Raw genomic sequence first — 16514 nt, 5'->3', positions numbered from 1 at the left:
TTTCATAGATATTTCAGGATGACTAGGGGGAACGCACATGGCCCGTTCTTGGGAAAGAATGGTTCAACGCAACACACAGCAAATCAACAAGCAAAGAAAGAAACAAGGCAAGGATACGATTTATGCCTCTAAATCTCCTACCCAGAATGCCGAAGTCTTTAAAGGTCGCAACATTGCATTTCCGGTAGTGTTAGTGATACTTGGCACTATGTTTTGGGTAGTTGGTTCTATTGATCAGGCCAAAGGCAATGGCATGCTGGCTAATTGGCTGGGAGTAGTACTGTACTATTTGCTGGCAGCGCTATTGTTCTTCCGTCGTCCGTACTTGAAGGTGGAAAAAGCAAGACTGTCCACTATTAAATTCAATCGCGAACGCGGACTTCCAGCTGCAGATATTGAGAAAATCGCCCTTTCGCGTGGAGCTGTAGTCATTAAGCACAAAGGGAAACGTACGAAATGGATTTTCACAAAACTTATGAATCGCTATGATACTAATGCGATGAGTACACGATTAGAAGCATTTGCTAAAGCTCACAACATTGAAGTAGTTCACGAATAGAACTAGACCAGTTAAAGGGAGAGGGAGACCTGTAATGCCAATTTCTGCTGTACTATTTGACCTTGATGATACATTGCTGTGGGATGATCGGAGCGTCGAAGAAGCATTTCGTTTTGCTTGTGAAGCCGCCGGGGATACGATAGATCCACAAGAACTAGAAGTTGCAGTTCGTAAGGAAGCAAGTAGCTTGTATGAATCTTATGAGACGTTCCCATTTACAAAGATGATCGGAATTAATCCATTTGAAGCACTCTGGGCTAACTTTACGGCAGGTGAACAGCCAGAATTCCGTCAATTGGAGCAGCTTGCACCGGTATATCGTAAAGAGTCTTGGCGTCGCGGACTTGCAGCGTTAGGGGTGGAAGACGAAGCACTAGCTGAGACCTTGGCAACTAAATTCGCAGCAGAGCGCAGAAAACGTCCATACATCTATGAAGAAACAATGCATGTACTGGAACAGTTACGGGGTCAAGTGAAGCTTTTGCTACTTACGAACGGCTGTCCTGCACTGCAACAAGAGAAACTAGATGGTGTGCCCGAGTTAATTCCTTTCTTTGATCATATTGTGATTTCCGGAAGCTTTGGTAAAGGCAAACCGGATAAGGAAATTTTCCTGCATGCTTTAGAGCTTCTTGATGTAACGCCTGAGCAAGCAGTTATGGTCGGCGATAAGCTTACAACGGATATCCGTGGGGGGCTGGCAGCAGGGTTGACCACGGTCTGGATTAATAGAAAAGGTAGAGCACCTAGTCTTGATATTCATCCAGATCATGAAATCAATCACCTTGAGGAACTTCTTCCACTAGTTCAATCCTTGTAAGATATACAGAGCTATTAGCTCCAACATAAAGACTTTATAAAAGCAGCGAGTTTCTGAGATCCTAAGAAACTCGCTGCTTTTCTGTACATACATACTAACATAAGGATTTCATTAGATTTTTAAGTAAATGATTTAAGTCACAAGACTAATGCGGAATTGATGCAAAATACTGAAAAACGAATAATAATGTGTATAATAGATGGAGATGTATAACATGAATTGGTAGATTTTTATTATTCGATAATGATTGGGAGGGCTCCGAATGATGAGATCGAAGAAATTAGTCGCTGTATTATTAGGTGCAACACTTCTAGTACTAGGTGGATGTTCTTCAAATGGAACCAAGCATTCAGAAATACATAACATGAATATGAACATGTCTATGGAACCTATCAAAGTCGAACTACAATGGAGTCCTGAAGAAGTTGTTGTAAATCAAAAGGTAACCTTTGAAGCTGTGGTGACCCAAGATAACGAGGCAGTAGATGATGCAAAAGAGGTTCTGTTCGAAATTGTGAATAAAAATGATGAGGGACAGAAAATAGAGCTTAAGGGAAAGCTAATTGGTAAAGGAGTCTATCAAGCAGAAGGGACCCTTGAAAAGGAAGGACAATATAATGTCACTTCACATGTGACAGCCCGGACACAGCACTCTATGCCTAGCAAAGAGCTGTCTGTGAAACCATGATTCAAAGGTTCGCAACGCTTACTGAGCAATAACAGATAAAGCAGAGTGGAAAGGAAGGCTTTTCGAAATTCCTTTATTCTGCTAAACTTACTCTAATGTTTTACTGGGGGGACTATTAGTTGGCTAAATATACACTTGAGGAAAGCTTACAACAAAGGATTTTGATCCTTGATGGCGCAATGGGCACGATGATCCAACAGGTGCCTCTTACTGGAGAAGATTTTGGAGGCGATGAGCTGGACGGCTGTAATGAAATGCTGGTATTAACACGTCCAGAAGTCATTCAGACGATTCATGAGCAGTACCTCGAAGCAGGGGCTGATCTCATTGAGACTAACACATTTGGTGCAACCTCTGTTGTGCTAGCTGAATATGATATTCCTCAGCGGGCACGTGAGATCAATCTAGCGGCAGCAGAGTTGGCTCGCAGAGCAGTAGACAAATATGACACACCTGACCGTCCGCGATACGTCGTGGGGGCTATGGGTCCAACAACAAAAACGCTCTCAGTAACTGGAGGCGTTACTTTCCAAGAGTTAGTTGATAGCTATGAGGAACAAGCAGTGGCATTGATCGACGGTAAAGTAGATGTTTTGCTGCTGGAGACCTCTCAAGATACACTTAACGTTAAAGCTGGAAGTATTGGTATTCGTAATGCTTTTGAAAAGACTGGTATCACATTGCCGGTTATGATTTCCGGAACAATTGAACCAATGGGTACTACATTGGCGGGTCAGAATATTGAAGCATTTTATATCTCATTAGAACATCTGAAGCCTATCTCTATGGGCCTCAACTGTGCGACTGGTCCTGAGTTCATGCGGGATCACATTCGTTCGCTTTCGGAGATCTCCTCCGCAGCCGTGAGCTGTTATCCAAACGCAGGATTGCCGGATGAGAACGGACATTATCATGAATCTCCAGATTCTTTAGCTCGCAAGATTGCAGCCTTTGCCGAAAAAGGCTGGCTGAACATTGCGGGGGGGTGCTGTGGAACGACACCAGAGCATATCCGTGCGATGAAGGAAGCACTTTCTGAATATCCTCCACGCCCGCTGACAGGTAATCATCCACCTGCACTTTCAGGCATTGAGCCTATCTATATTGAGAACGACAACCGCCCATACATGGTTGGTGAACGTACGAATGTACTTGGCTCTCGTAAATTTAAACGTCTTATCGTCGAAGGTAAATATGAGGAAGCCTCAGAAATTGCCCGTGCTCAGGTGAAGAGTGGGGCACAGGTTATTGACGTGTGTGTACAAGACCCTGACCGTGATGAGATTGAAGATATTAAGCTTTTCTTAGAACTGGTTGTGAAAAAGGTTAAAGTACCCCTGATGATCGATACTACCGATCCTAAGGTTATCGATTTGGCTTTGCAGTACTGTCAAGGTAAGGCGATAATTAACTCCATTAACCTTGAAGATGGTGAAGAAAAATTCGAGCTGGTGACGCCGATCATTCATAAATATGGTGCAGCTATTGTTGTGGGTACCATCGATGAGACGGGACAAGCCATTAAGGCGACAGATAAACTGGAAGTGGCTAAACGCTCCTATGACTTGCTAGTGAATAAGTACGGTTTAGCAGGAGAAGATCTTATTTTTGACACGTTGGTGTTCCCTGTAGGAACCGGAGATGAACAATATATCGGTTCAGCAAAAGAAACGATTGACGGCATTCGTTTGATCAAGGAAGCACTTCCAGGTGTTCATACGATCTTGGGCATTAGCAACGTCTCCTTTGGATTGCCGGAAGCGGGACGTGAAGTGTTGAACTCCGTATTCCTTTATGAATGTACAAAAGCTGGGTTGGATTATGCGATCGTAAATACAGAGAAAGTGGAGCGGTATGCTTCCATTCCTGCCGAAGAACGTCATCTTGCTGAGGAACTGATTTATAATACGAATGATGAGACGCTTTCTGCTTTTGTAGCTGCTTTCCGTGGTAAAAAAGTAGAGAAAAAAGAGAAGATTTCCAACCTGTCACTTGAAGAACGTTTAGCTTCCTATGTGGTTGAAGGTACGAAGGAAGGACTCATTCCTGACCTTAATGAAGCATTGACTAAATCTGGTCCGCTGGAGATCATCAATGGACCGCTGATGGCAGGGATGTCGGAAGTCGGCCGGTTATTTAATAATAATGAATTGATCGTTGCTGAGGTGCTGCAAAGCGCTGAAGTGATGAAGGCTTCTGTCAATCATCTAGAGCAGTTTATGCAGAAGGATGAGACAGCGGTTAAAGGAAAAATTATGCTGGCAACCGTAAAAGGGGACGTGCATGATATTGGTAAGAATCTAGTGGAGATCATCCTCTCCAATAATGGTTATCAGATCATTAATTTGGGTATAAAAGTACCACCAGAGACCATTATCGAAGCCTTCCGTCGAGAAAAAGCTGATGCGATAGGATTGTCCGGGCTGCTTGTGAAATCTGCTCAGCAGATGGTCCTCACCGCTCAGGATTTACGTACAGCAGGGATCGATGTTCCGATTATGGTTGGCGGCGCAGCTTTGACCCGTAAATTTACGAAGACCCGTATTCGTCCAGAATATGACGGTCTAGTATTGTATGCTAAGGACGCTATGGACGGGCTGGATATTGCCAATCGGCTTATGAACCCTGAAGAACGGGAGAAGATTGCCGAGGAAATTCGTGTGGAGGCAGAAGCAGCGGTTGCGGTGGCGCCTAAGCAAGAACTGCCGAAACTAACCAGAGCAGTGCGTTCCAAAATATCTCCAGATGCACCTGTATTTGTTCCACCGGATTTAGAACGCCACGTACTGCGTAACTATCCATTGGGGCATATTATCCCCTATGTGAATATGCAAATGCTGCTGGGTCATCATTTGGGGTTACGGGGTTCTGTAGAAGCCCAATTAGCTGCTGGAGATCAGCGGACTGTTGAACTGAAAGGTACCGTAGACGATATTCTCCATCAAGCAATGCTAGAGGGTACCATTACTCCACATGCTATGTATCAATTCTTCCCTGCACAATCGCAAGGGAATGATATTATAGTGTATAATCCACAGAATACGTCCGAGATCCTGCATACCTTTACTTTCCCGAGACAAGGGGTAGAGCCTCATCTGTGCTTGGCGGACTTCTTGAAACCTGTTGACAGTGGTATTATGGACTATGTTGGATTCCTAGTTGTAACAGCAGGTCACGGTGTACGTGAATTGTCTACTCAGCTGAAAGAAAGCGGAGATTATCTGCGTTCACACGCCTTGCAGTCGGTTGCACTTGAAGTGGCAGAAGGACTGGCGGAACGCGTCCATCATATGATGCGCGATACTTGGGGTTTCCCGGATCCGGCGGATATGACGATGAAGCAAAGACATGGGGCAAGATACCAAGGAATCCGTGTTTCATTTGGTTATCCTGCATGCCCGGATTTAGAAGATCAAGGTCCACTGTTTAAGTTGTTATCTCCGGAGGATATCGGTGTTAACCTTACAGAAGGCTTTATGATGGAGCCCGAAGCTTCCGTTTCGGCTATGGTATTTGCCCATCCAGAAGCGCAGTATTTTAATGTAGAGAAGCTGTAATTCTTTCATTTATATACCTGGTCTGTAGGGGATTGTATCCCTTTCAGCGGAACCTCCCGTAACTGGGGGGTTTTTTGCTGGAAGAAGGTCGTTTAGAATTGAAAAGAGATGGTTGAGCCAATAAGCAGAAGGGAGGAAAAAGAATGGATTTATATTTTTTAGGTACTAATGCAGGTGTGCCAACGCTACAACGCAATGTAACGTCCGTTACATTAAGACTGCTGGAAGAACGTCGCAGTATTTGGATGTTCGATTGTGGGGAAGGTACACAACATCAGGTTCTTCGTTCACCGATTCGGCTAGGAAAGCTGGAAAAGCTATTCATTACCCACTTGCATGGTGATCACCTATTTGGTCTTCCAGGTCTATTATCAAGTCGTGGTTATCAGGGAGGGACAGCGCCGTTAACGGTGTACGGACCCCCTGGATTAAAAGCTTACTTAGAGATCTCCTTAGCTGTGAGCCAATCCCGAATTCCTTATAAGATTGAGATTGTAGAGCATACAGGAGGAATTATATTCGAGGATGATAGCTTTAAAGTTGAGGCTGCATTACTTGAGCACCGGATTGACAGCTATGGCTACCGGGTAACGGAAAAGGATAGTCCCGGAAGCCTCAATACGGAATTGCTTAAGAGTTATGGTTTAAAACCGGGACCGATTTATGGGAAATTAAAAAAAGGTGAAGATGTTGTTACGGATGAAGGTGTGCGAATCTGTGCTGCTGATGTTGTCAGGGAACCCAAACGAGGACGTATTGTTACTATCCTTGGAGATACAAGACCTTGTTCGGGAGCCTTAGAACTCTCTCTTAATGCAGACCTTATCGTTCATGAAGCAACCTTCGCCCATGATCTGGCTGACATGGCGTATCAATATCATCATAGTACAGCCCGTCAGGCTGCAGAGTTAGCAAAAGAAGCCAAAGCAGGACAGCTGTTGCTGACTCATTTTAGTTCTCGTTACAGCTCGCATGAAGAGTTAATTCCTTTGCTTGAGGAAGCTGAACTCCTATTCCCAGAGACATTATTAGCTGAAGAATTTAATGCATATCCGGTACCTCGCAGACTAAATGGGCAATAGGGGGAATGATTATTTTCCGGGAAAGCGCAGGAAATGACAGTGCTATGCTAAAAAATGCTGGATGGGACGGTTGTTCGATTTCATTCGACGAAGTGTGTTAGATTTAAAGTAATCACGGAGTAAAAGACGAACGAATGGCTGGACATATTGCCGAAAATCAGTAGGTGATATCTTCCACCTAAAGGGATTGAGTTTTTCTGTAAATCCAAGCAGGGCAAAGGCTACAAGTTTGTTAATACTATTATTTATTTATTATATTAATTAAATTTATTGTGGAAACTGAGGGGTTAGTGATGGAACAAATTGAAGGATTATTGATTGATCTAGATGGTACATTGTACCATGGGCATAAAATGATTCCCGGTGCTGATCTGCTGATAAAAGCTCTTCGTGAAGCGGATATCCCTTTTTTATTTGTTACTAATAACTCATCGCGTACGGCAGCTAACGTTGCTGCCCACTTAAGTGGAATGGGAATTGAGGCGAAAGCTGAGGAGGTATGTACCTCTTCTATGGCAGCCGCACGTTACATAGCTGAGGAATCACCTGGGGCTACAGTGGCGATACTTGGAGAAGAGGGACTGCGTATGGCTTGCATTGAGGCAGGGCTCCAAATCGTCACAGAATCCCCTGATTATGTGGTGCAAGGTATCGATCGTTCTTTTAATTATGCTTCGTTAGCTCAAGCTTCGCGTTGGATTTTGAGCGGGGCAAAGTTTGTGCTCACCAATCCAGATTTAATGTTACCATCAGATGATGGGGTTATGCCGGGTGCGGGTACGATTGGTGCAGCAATTGAGGCTGCAAGTGGAGTGAAGCCAGTAGTGATCGGTAAACCTGAATCCCACCTGATCAAATATGCGACAGATCTTCTGAACATTCAACCTGAACATGCTGCTGTTGTTGGGGATAATATGCGTACGGATATCGCTGCCGGTGTTAATGCGGGCTGTCGTACAATCCTTGTTCTTACCGGTTTAACCACTACAGAGAACCTGGAGCACTATAAAAGCATCACAGGGATCACTCCCGATGAAATATGTGCCGATTTAGCTGAACTTAAAATGTTTCTCGGTGTATAATAGCTAGGGTCTTATTACTTCACCAACTTAGAGGGGACGATGAGTATGCCAGAATTGCCGGAAATGGAGAATTATAGACAGCTGCTTAGCCAGCGTATTATAAATGTTCCGATAACTAATGTAATTGTGAACAGAGAAAAAACAATTAACATGGAAACAGAAGCTTTCATTAATGCCTTGATCGGTGCGCGTGTTGTTTTTGTAGAGCGGCGCGCCAAGTACATTTTGTTTCATCTCCATGATGGACGAAGATTACTATTACATTTAATGCTGGGTGGATTGCTTTTTTATGGTTCAGAAGAAGAGCGGCCGGATCGTAATACGCAAGTAGAAATCGCATTTGGTGATCAGATCCTTTATTTTATGGGCCTGCGGTTAGGGTTCTTACATTTAGTATCCGTGAAGGAAAGCGAAGCAACGATGGGTAAGCTTGGACCTGAGCTGCTGGATCGACGGATGACGCCGGAACGTTTTGCAGGAATATTAAAAGGGCGGCGTGGTGCGTTAAAAAGTCTGTTAGTGAATCAGCATGTAATGGCGGGTATTGGAAATTGTTATGCGGATGAGATTGCTTTTGACGCAGGGCTTCTGCCTTCAGTTTTAGTACAAAATTTATCACCTGAAGCCATTTCCCGCCTGTATCAAAGCATTCAAAAAGTATTGACTGATGCGACAGAGATTGGCGGATACATGGAAATGCCATTTATGACCGGTGATACGATTACGGGTTCTTATAATGATCAATGTAAAGTCTATGACCGTGAGGGCGAGCCTTGCCTACGCGATGGGGGAACGATTATCAAAACAGAGCTGTCTGGACGCAAAGTATTTTATTGCCCAGACTGTCAGCATGAAGCTTAAACCCAAAATAGGGGCTCATGTCAGCATTCGTGGTGGATATGGGAGAGCTGCCCGATTTGCTTGGGAGAGCGGTGCAACAAGTTTTCAATATTTTCCGAAAAATCCGCGCAGTCTGAAGTTAAAGACGGTTGATATTCGAGATACAAGGGATTGTGCACTCTTTTGCCAAGAAAAAGGGATCACCTCTATCGCCCACACCCCTTATGCAATCAATATGGCTGCGAATAGGGATGACGCTACCCCGCGAAAGGTGTATGTAGACTCCCTACTTAATGATCTGGAAATTGCTGAAGCCTGCGGTTCCTTAGGCATTGTTGTTCATTTTGGACATTTTGCTGGAATGGAGCCGTTACAAGGCTATCAAAATATTATACAATGTATGAATGAGACGCTGGAGTCATGGGAAGGTAACGCCAAGCTGCTAATCGAGAATCAAGCGGGCAACCATGGTACCGAAGGGATTACACTTGAAGAATTGGTGAAGGTTCGTGAGCTTAGCCAGTTTCCCGAGAAGATTGGATTTTGTCTGGATACCTGTCATGCTTTTGCAGCGGGAATTTGGAATCCTGAGCATACGGAAGACTTGCTTGAACGAGGAAACCAGCTTGGATTTTGGCCGCATCTTGTAGCTGTTCATCTAAATGATTCTAAGTTTCCCTTTGATTCGAGACGGGACCGGCATGCTGGAATAGGAAAAGGTTATATCGGCGAAGAGGGTCTTAAGCGCTTAATAACTTCTGATCCATTACGTAAAAAATCTGTTGTTTTGGAAACTGAAAAGGGTTCAGATGGCAGTCATCGGAATGAAATAGCTACTGTTCGCAGTTGGTTTGAAGCGGGGGCTAGAAAGTGACTCATATCTATATGGACGATCTCCGTAAAGGTCCGCTTGGATTTGCTTTAGCCAGGACAACAGAAGAATGTCTTCTGATGTTGCGTGAGTGTGAGGTTGGTATTTTATCGTTAGATTATGATATGGGACCGGATGATTATTCTGGTGGGGAAGTGGCTAGACGGATTGTTCTGGAAGGACTGTACCCCCGTGAAATCTATCTACACACCTCCAGTGTTTTAGGGAGAAAAGAAATGTATGAAATCTTATACGCGGCTAAACCTGAGGGGATGATCTTGTTTAATGGTCCCCTAAGTTCTGATAAGCTTTATGATATCGCTGGGGAGACGGGTCTGAAATGAAGGAAATGAATGAAGCGGATTTACTGGAGATACTCACGAGACCTGGAGAACCGCTGGTAGTATTTTTGCATACTCCGCTGTGTGGTACCTGTAAGGCTACAGAACGCATGTTGGAAGTAGCGGCACATCTATTGCCTGCTGAACTCCAAATGGTTGCCGGAAATGTGAACATGTTGCCTAATCTGGTCCAACAATACCGTATTACCAGTGTCCCTGCTCTACTTGTGGCTTCTGCTGACCGGATAGAGAATCCGCATATTTATTATTCAATGGTTTCAGTTGAGCGGATTCTGGAATACATAAGGAGTGTTATATTATGATCATTTCATTACAACATTTATCTCTGCGCAGAGAAGAAAGCCTAATCTTGGACGATGTATCGTTAGAAGTGAAGGAAGGCGAAAACTGGGTCATTTTGGGACGAAATGGTTCTGGCAAAACAACCATTTTGGAGATTATGACAGGTTATTTATTTCCTAGCAAAGGAACTGTTGAGGTATTGGGGAATAAATATGGTCAATGTGATTTACGCGAGGTTCGTAAAGAAATTGGTTATATTGGTCCTTCCTTAATGGAGAAGATGTCTTTAAATGATCCGGTGTGGGAGGTTGTCGCTACAGGAGCTTACGCTTATTTGCGTTTCTACGAGAGCATTCCACACGATGTGAAGGAGAAGGCAATCCGTTTGCTAGAGGATATGAATCTGGGCAATATGGCACTTCATCCTTTTGGAACCTTGTCACAGGGAGAGCGAAAAAAAGCAATGCTGGCAAGATGTCTTATGGCTGACCCCAAACTTCTGATTATGGACGAGCCTTGTGCAGGTCTTGATCTGTACGAAAGAGAAAAAATGCTGGCTGAAGTAGACAAGCTGAGACAACGTAATGTCTCCGTTGTATATGTAACTCATCATGTGGAGGAAATCGTCCCGCTTTTTACACATGTTGCTTTAATTCGCGACGGTAAGCTAGCTGGTTCCGGACCGAAAGAAGAAGTATTAACCAAAGAAATGATCTTGGCCACCTATGATATTCCTGTTGATGTAGAATGGGATAGCGGTCGTCCCTGGATTAAAATTAGACCTGGAGGCAAAACGATTTGAACGAATTAAGACATGATAACGAAGAGCAGACCACTGCTCCGGAAGAAATAGTGTACTCCCGATATATTTGTACAGCTAATCACGGCTTTGCGCCATATGCTCAGGAGGAGCTTCGGCGCTTATTCGGAGCAGTAAAGAGTACGCTGCTGTTGCCGGGAGAAATCTTTCTAGCCACCTTGCAGTCTGAACCCGAGGAAGTATCACGATTGCTCACACAGAATCTGCCCATTTTCCTTCGTCATATACAGCCTGTGCAGTTTCAGGATGAAGGAACCATGGATGCGTTACAGCGTTTGGCTGTGTATTTAAGCCGCCGCAGTGAGCTAGAGGGGGAGAAAGTATCCCTAAATGTTCGTAAAGGGGATCCTTCCTTCTGGCAGGAAAGTCCGGGCGAACTTCGTGAATGGCTGCAGGAGCAATTGCAGAGCTTGGGTGCAGAATTTACAGTACAAGATCCGGCATGGGTCATTTCTGTCTACGCAGACGGGAATGCCTTATATGCAGGAGTGTCCAGACCAGAAGAGAATCTATCCGGCTGGAATGGCGGTGCAATCCGTTTCCGCAAGGAAGACGGACAAATCTCACGTGCTAAGTTCAAGCTGATGGAAGCGGAGAAGGAGTTCGGTATTCCTTTTTACAGCTTCCGTAATGCGCTTGATATCGGTGCCTCTCCAGGGGGCTGGACTTCTTTCTTGCTGGAGCGTGGAATGAAGGTAACAGCGGTTGACCCTGCTTTGATGCATGAATCGCTGCGTAATTACCCGGGTCTGAAAATCCTGCGCAAAAATGCCGGAGAAGTGAAATTCCGCGATAATGAATTTGATCTGCTTGTATGTGATATGAGCTGGAGCCCTAAACTGATGGCGAAGCTTGTAACAGGGCTGTTGCACAGCCTGTCCCCAGGCGGAACAGCGATTGTGACCGTAAAGCTGATGCATAAGAAACCACTAGCGATGATCAAAGAGATCATCGCAATGTTTGAGAGCGAACGTATGCAGATTCAACGGGCCAAGCAGCTGTTTCATAATCGTGACGAAATAACACTTTATATGATTAAATACTAAGTTAGATCCTAATTTAAAAATCTTAAGGGAAAGCATCCCGTTATTAACGTTATCGTAATCTGCGGTAACAACGTTAATGGCGGAAGCTTTCTCTTTTTTTATGTGAAAAAGGGGGAAGTTCAGGTGAATTTTGCATCGAAGCTTGGGGTAGGGCAGATAATGGACGCCAGATACAGAATTATTGATCAGATTGGAACAGGTGGAATGAGTATTGTCTATCTTGCGGAGGATCTGCGTTTAAAGGGGAAACGCTGGGCTGTAAAAGAAAGTGTAAGCTCAGAAGAACTACCTTCAGACATTGAGGCGGAAGCGGAGATGCTAATGGGTCTGGATCACCCGCGGCTTCCCCGTATTGTTGATTACTATCTTTCGGATAAAGAAGGGTATTCTTATTTAGTTATGGATTATATTGAAGGGATAACTTTAAGTCAGCTGATGAAGGATAATCCCGGACCTTTACCTTGTGAGTTCATCCTACAAATAGCTAAACAGCTTTTAGAAGTTCTGCAATATTTGCATGGTCATCATCCGCCCATTGTTTATCGTGATTTAAAGCCCTCCAATCTTATGTTAACTAAGCAAAAAGAATTGATGTTAATCGACTTCGGAATCGCTCGAAATTATAGAAAAGGAATCGTTGAAGATACGGTGAAGCTTGGTACAGTTGGGTTTGCGGCTCCTGAGCAGTATGGGAATGGGCAGAGTCAGCCGGTTTCTGATTTATATGGTCTTGGTGCATTGCTTTTATATATGGCTACCGGAGGCTTATGCAGCCACTGGGAGTCAGGAATGGAAAATAAGTTGCGTGACCATGTTCCCGCAGCTTTTATTCCTATAATTAGACGTTTATTACGGCCACATCCGGAGGAAAGATATCAGGAGGCAACAGCTGTTATTCAAGCACTGGTTCATGTGGAGAATGATATGGATGAAGGTAATCCTTTAGCAGTGTCTGTGCCCCTAGCGGTTGATAAACGGAAGGCTAAAGTGATCGCCTTACTTGGAGTAGGGCCGGGACTTGGAACAACACATACTTCATTTGCAATTAGCAGTTATCTGGCACAGATCGGTTCAACAGCTTGGGTTGATCTATCACCGGATTCATCGGTTTATGAGCGCATGCACAATATGGTTGATGTGCAGAGCGCTTCAGTTCCTGATGAGAGCTCTGAGTCTGTATTTTCCTGGAGGAAGGTTCATTACTGGAAGCGACCTCACCATGGGGATGTAGCAGAGCTTATGAGAGGAGCTTATCAATTTGTGGTATTAGATCTGGGCACGGGTGATTTTGATGGAGCGCTGGAAGAAATCAAGCATAGTGATATTCCCATTCTGATTGCTTCTGGCGCCGATTGGCGATTGGAGGAATCTTTATTATGGATTAAACGGAGTGGGCTGCAGCCTGAACGGGAATGGAGAGTGGGTTTACCACTTGCTGAACACCAATCTGTTGAACTGTTGCGAAATTCTTTAGGTATAGATAGGGTTTATAATTTACCATGTCAGCAAGATCCATTTTTACAAAAAGGGAAGTTGGCAGATGTAATTGCTGAGCTGTTAGGGGACATTAAGGGCGAGCGAAACGTTGGAAAACGCCGTGGTTTTTTCTTAAGATAGGCTATTGGGACTAACATTTAATTCAGTGTTCCGCTAAAGTATGATAAAATATATATTTATACGTGATTTGATTTACGCATTATTTAAGTATAGACAGGAGCTTGCGGAGAATTTATGAGTTTACTTACTGTAGAAGACGTTTCCCACAATTTTGGGGATCGGACATTGTTCAAGAACGTGTCTTTCCGGTTGTTACCAGGAGAACATGTTGGAATTGTTGGAGCAAATGGCGTTGGTAAATCGACGCTAATGAACATTTTGACAGGAAAGCTTTTGAAGGATAATGGTAAAGTAGAGTGGACCCCTCGGGTGCGTTACGGTTATTTGGACCAACATACGATTCTTACACCGGGCAAAACGATTCGCGATGTTCTAAAGGACGCTTTTTTGCCATTGCTTGAGTTGGAGCAGGAAATGCTGAAGATCACAGAGCAGATGGGTGATGCTTCGCCTGAGGAACTAGAAGTACTACTAGAGCAGATGGGAGACATTCAGGAACAACTGGATATCGGAGATTTCTATCTGATTGATGTAAAAGTAGAGGAAATGGCCAATGGTTTAGGCCTGTCCGTGATTGGGCTAGATCGTGATGTTGCTTCTCTCAGTGGTGGTCAAAGAACCAAAGTGCTGCTGGCGAAGCTGCTACTGGAGAAACCCAATGTACTATTGCTTGATGAGCCTACCAACTATTTGGATGTTGAACATATCGATTGGCTGACCAACTATTTGAAACAGTACCCTTATGCGTTTATATTGATTTCCCATGACACTGAGTTCATGAATAAAGTTGTTAATGTCGTTTATCACTTAGAGTTCGGTAAATTGACCCGTTACACGGCGAACTATGAGAAATTCCTTGATATGGCGGAGATGAACAAAAACCAACATATCGATGCCTATGAGAAGCAACAAGATTTTATCAAAAAACAAGAGGACTTCATCCAGCGGAATAAAGCGCGTGCTTCAACTTCAGGCCGGGCAAAAAGCCGTGAGAAGCAGCTTGATCGTATGGACCGAATTGATCGTCCTGAAGAAGCTGCTAAGCCGACCTTTAAGTTTAAAGAGAGCCGGGCAAGCGGGAAAACTGTCTTCGAGGGAATTGATTTCGAGATTGGTTATGATCGTCCGCTGCTGCCACAGCTAAATATGGTCATTGAACGTGGAGAGAAGATTGCTATTGTTGGCTGCAATGGTGTGGGTAAATCGACACTGCTGAAGACAATTCTGGGAGTGATCCCAGCATACAGCGGCAAAACCTATCTTGGGGATTATCTGAACCCTGCATATTTCCAACAAGAAGTGAAAGCAGCTAGTCTTACACCCATTGAGGATGTCTGGAATGAATTCTCCAGTTTAACTCAGAACGAAGTTCGTGGGCATCTGGCACGCTGTGGCCTAAAAAATGAACATATTACACGTCCGCTTAGTATGCTGAGTGGTGGGGAGCAAGCGAAAGTGCGACTTTGTAAGCTTTTGATGCGCGAAAGCAACTGGGTACTGTTCGATGAACCTACCAATCACCTTGACGTTATTGCTAAAGCAGAGTTGAAGCGCGCTTTGCAAGAATATAAAGGCACAGTCCTGCTTGTATCTCATGAACCTGATTTTTATGAAGATTGGGTTACGAAAATTTGGGATGTTGAGCAGTGGTCAGCTGTACAGGTATAGAATAATCATAAATCCGGAGAATAGCAGAGATCCTGCTGTTCTCCGCTTTTTGGATATGGGGAGGAGATAATGCATGTTTCATAACGCTGGGCGAGAAGATCGATACTCACGGCAGATACGTTTCACGCCATTTGGTACTGAAGGACAGCAGGGTCTCGCAAAATCAAAAGTGCTTGTAGTTGGTGCGGGTGCGTTAGGTACAGGGATTGCAGAGACATTAGTCCGCTGTGGGGTTGGGCATGTTCTTATCGTTGACCGCGATTATGTAGAGTGGAGTAACCTGCAGCGCCAACAGCTGTATACCGAGATGGATGCGCAGGAGAGAGCTCCAAAAGCCATTGCAGCCCAGAACAGACTGCAGCAGATTAATTCTGAGGTTGTCATAGAAGCGCATGTTATGGATGTGCGGAAGGAAGAGCTGGAAGGACTCATCTCAGGGGTGGACCTGATTATGGATGGGACTGATAATTTCGATACACGTCTCATCATTAATGATATTGCCCAAAAGAATAATATCCCTTGGATTTATGGAGCTTGTGTAGGAAGCTATGGAATTACATATACGATTTTGCCTGGAGAAACGCCATGTCTTCATTGTCTTTTAGGTACAGTTCCACTAGGGGGAGATACCTGTGATACAGCGGGTATTCTTCCCCAGGCCGTACAATTGGTCACTGCAAATGCTACAGCTGAGGCGTTAAAGCTTCTCGGTAACCATAAGGATCAATTACGAAATAAACTGCTGACTTTCGATGTATGGCGTAATGAACATCAAGAAATTGGCGTGAAAAGTGCTAAAAAGGAGAATTGTCCTTCTTGTGGGACTCATCCGATCTACCCTTATCTAACAGCCTTAAATACGGAACGAAGTGATGTGCTTTGTGGCAGGGATACCGTACAGATCCGCCCTGCCCGGCCGCAGAAACTTAACTTGCAGGAAACAGCCAGTCGTCTGTCTCGTTTAGGAGACGGTGAGGTAGAGAGCAATCCTTATCTAATTTCCTTTAAGGAAGGTCCTTACCGGATGGTGATCTTCGCAGATGGCCGGGCATTGATCCATGGAACGAAGGATATTGCCGCTGCCCGTAGCTTTTATCATCGATATTTTGGATAAAAAGCATAATAAACAGATCTTCAGGCCATTTCATAGGAATGGTCTCTTTGTTTTCCGGGGATTCTATATCTATTAATGGGATGCTGATGCATGTCTGATGGATACG

15 protein-coding genes are annotated in these 16514 nt (G+C 44.3%); all 15 read left to right on the top strand.

Going from position 1 to position 16514, the window contains the following annotated elements; genetic code table 11:
• Nucleotides 1-37: 37 nt before the first annotated feature.
• The 15 genes from NSQ55_RS16890 (at nt 38) to NSQ55_RS16820 (ending at nt 16408) form a co-directional block, all read left to right on the top strand.
• A complete protein-coding gene (locus tag NSQ55_RS16890) occupies nt 38-559 on the top strand; it encodes a hypothetical protein (RefSeq protein ID WP_339168145.1) in 522 nt (173 codons plus the stop codon).
• 34 nt (nt 560-593) lie between these two features.
• Nucleotides 594-1379, top strand: a complete 786-nt coding sequence (locus tag NSQ55_RS16885) for an HAD-IA family hydrolase (RefSeq protein WP_339168143.1) — start codon at nt 594-596, stop codon at nt 1377-1379.
• Nucleotides 1380-1641: 262 nt separating this feature from the next.
• Nucleotides 1642-2067 carry a FixH family protein gene (locus NSQ55_RS16880; protein ID WP_038571571.1) on the top strand — a complete coding sequence of 142 codons (426 nt, stop codon included), beginning with the start codon at nt 1642-1644 and terminating at the stop codon, nt 2065-2067.
• Nucleotides 2068-2186: 119 nt separating this feature from the next.
• The gene (metH, locus tag NSQ55_RS16875; RefSeq protein ID WP_339168141.1) at nt 2187-5624 is read left to right on the top strand and encodes a methionine synthase; all 3438 of its coding nucleotides are present in this window, start codon (nt 2187-2189) and stop codon (nt 5622-5624) included.
• A 143-nt stretch (nt 5625-5767) separates the two neighbouring features.
• On the top strand, nt 5768-6706 hold the full coding sequence (gene rnz / locus NSQ55_RS16870; RefSeq protein WP_076128415.1) for a ribonuclease Z: 939 nt from the start codon (nt 5768-5770) through the stop codon (nt 6704-6706).
• A gap of 293 nt (nt 6707-6999) precedes the next feature.
• Nucleotides 7000-7788 (top strand): TIGR01457 family HAD-type hydrolase, encoded by a 789-nt coding sequence (locus NSQ55_RS16865; RefSeq protein WP_076128417.1) that lies wholly within the window; start codon nt 7000-7002, stop codon nt 7786-7788.
• 45 nt (nt 7789-7833) lie between these two features.
• Nucleotides 7834-8649, top strand: a complete 816-nt coding sequence (locus tag NSQ55_RS16860) for a DNA-formamidopyrimidine glycosylase family protein (protein WP_339168138.1) — start codon at nt 7834-7836, stop codon at nt 8647-8649.
• Nucleotides 8639-9502: a deoxyribonuclease IV gene (locus NSQ55_RS16855; RefSeq protein WP_339174538.1), complete on the top strand. Its 864-nt coding sequence runs from the start codon at nt 8639-8641 to the stop codon at nt 9500-9502. The genes NSQ55_RS16860 and NSQ55_RS16855 overlap by 11 nt, the downstream gene beginning before the upstream one ends.
• Complete coding sequence (locus NSQ55_RS16850; protein WP_076184432.1) at nt 9499-9843, top strand: cyclic-phosphate processing receiver domain-containing protein; 345 nt, start codon at nt 9499-9501, stop codon at nt 9841-9843. The genes NSQ55_RS16855 and NSQ55_RS16850 overlap by 4 nt, the downstream gene beginning before the upstream one ends.
• A complete protein-coding gene (locus NSQ55_RS16845) occupies nt 9840-10163 on the top strand; it encodes a thioredoxin family protein (protein WP_339168137.1) in 324 nt (107 codons plus the stop codon). The genes NSQ55_RS16850 and NSQ55_RS16845 overlap by 4 nt, the downstream gene beginning before the upstream one ends.
• Nucleotides 10163-10945, top strand: a complete 783-nt coding sequence (locus NSQ55_RS16840) for an ATP-binding cassette domain-containing protein (protein WP_312148884.1) — start codon at nt 10163-10165, stop codon at nt 10943-10945. The genes NSQ55_RS16845 and NSQ55_RS16840 overlap by 1 nt, the downstream gene beginning before the upstream one ends.
• Nucleotides 10942-12009 carry an SAM-dependent methyltransferase gene (locus NSQ55_RS16835; RefSeq protein ID WP_339168135.1) on the top strand — a complete coding sequence of 356 codons (1068 nt, stop codon included), beginning with the start codon at nt 10942-10944 and terminating at the stop codon, nt 12007-12009. The genes NSQ55_RS16840 and NSQ55_RS16835 overlap by 4 nt, the downstream gene beginning before the upstream one ends.
• Before the next feature lie 123 nt (nt 12010-12132).
• Nucleotides 12133-13626 (top strand): serine/threonine-protein kinase, encoded by a 1494-nt coding sequence (locus NSQ55_RS16830; protein WP_339168134.1) that lies wholly within the window; start codon nt 12133-12135, stop codon nt 13624-13626.
• 114 nt (nt 13627-13740) lie between these two features.
• On the top strand, nt 13741-15294 hold the full coding sequence (locus tag NSQ55_RS16825) for an ABC-F family ATP-binding cassette domain-containing protein (protein ID WP_339168133.1): 1554 nt from the start codon (nt 13741-13743) through the stop codon (nt 15292-15294).
• A gap of 73 nt (nt 15295-15367) precedes the next feature.
• The gene (locus tag NSQ55_RS16820; protein ID WP_339168131.1) at nt 15368-16408 is read left to right on the top strand and encodes a ThiF family adenylyltransferase; all 1041 of its coding nucleotides are present in this window, start codon (nt 15368-15370) and stop codon (nt 16406-16408) included.
• Nucleotides 16409-16514 lie beyond the last annotated feature (106 nt).

This window comes from Paenibacillus sp. FSL H7-0943 (assembly GCF_037963265.1).
Taxonomy (GTDB): domain Bacteria; phylum Bacillota; class Bacilli; order Paenibacillales; family Paenibacillaceae; genus Paenibacillus_AQ; species Paenibacillus_AQ odorifer.
The sequence above is the reverse complement of the archived record's forward strand: the minus strand, read 5'-3'. Positions and strand labels throughout refer to the sequence as shown.

What these genes read in the sequence shown, in the direction of transcription:
- NSQ55_RS16865 (WP_076128417.1), top strand. Translation starts at nt 7,000, where the DNA reads ATGGAACAAATTGAAGGATTATTGATTGATCTAGATGGTACATTGTAC.
- NSQ55_RS16890 (WP_339168145.1), top strand. Translation starts at nt 38, where the DNA reads ATGGCCCGTTCTTGGGAAAGAATGGTTCAACGCAACACACAGCAAATC.
- NSQ55_RS16855 (WP_339174538.1), top strand. Translation starts at nt 8,639, where the DNA reads ATGAAGCTTAAACCCAAAATAGGGGCTCATGTCAGCATTCGTGGTGGA.
- NSQ55_RS16880 (WP_038571571.1), top strand. Translation starts at nt 1,642, where the DNA reads ATGATGAGATCGAAGAAATTAGTCGCTGTATTATTAGGTGCAACACTT.
- NSQ55_RS16860 (WP_339168138.1), top strand. Translation starts at nt 7,834, where the DNA reads ATGCCAGAATTGCCGGAAATGGAGAATTATAGACAGCTGCTTAGCCAG.
- NSQ55_RS16845 (WP_339168137.1), top strand. Translation starts at nt 9,840, where the DNA reads ATGAAGGAAATGAATGAAGCGGATTTACTGGAGATACTCACGAGACCT.
- NSQ55_RS16885 (WP_339168143.1), top strand. Translation starts at nt 594, where the DNA reads ATGCCAATTTCTGCTGTACTATTTGACCTTGATGATACATTGCTGTGG.
- NSQ55_RS16820 (WP_339168131.1), top strand. Translation starts at nt 15,368, where the DNA reads ATGTTTCATAACGCTGGGCGAGAAGATCGATACTCACGGCAGATACGT.
- rnz (WP_076128415.1), top strand. Translation starts at nt 5,768, where the DNA reads ATGGATTTATATTTTTTAGGTACTAATGCAGGTGTGCCAACGCTACAA.
- NSQ55_RS16825 (WP_339168133.1), top strand. Translation starts at nt 13,741, where the DNA reads ATGAGTTTACTTACTGTAGAAGACGTTTCCCACAATTTTGGGGATCGG.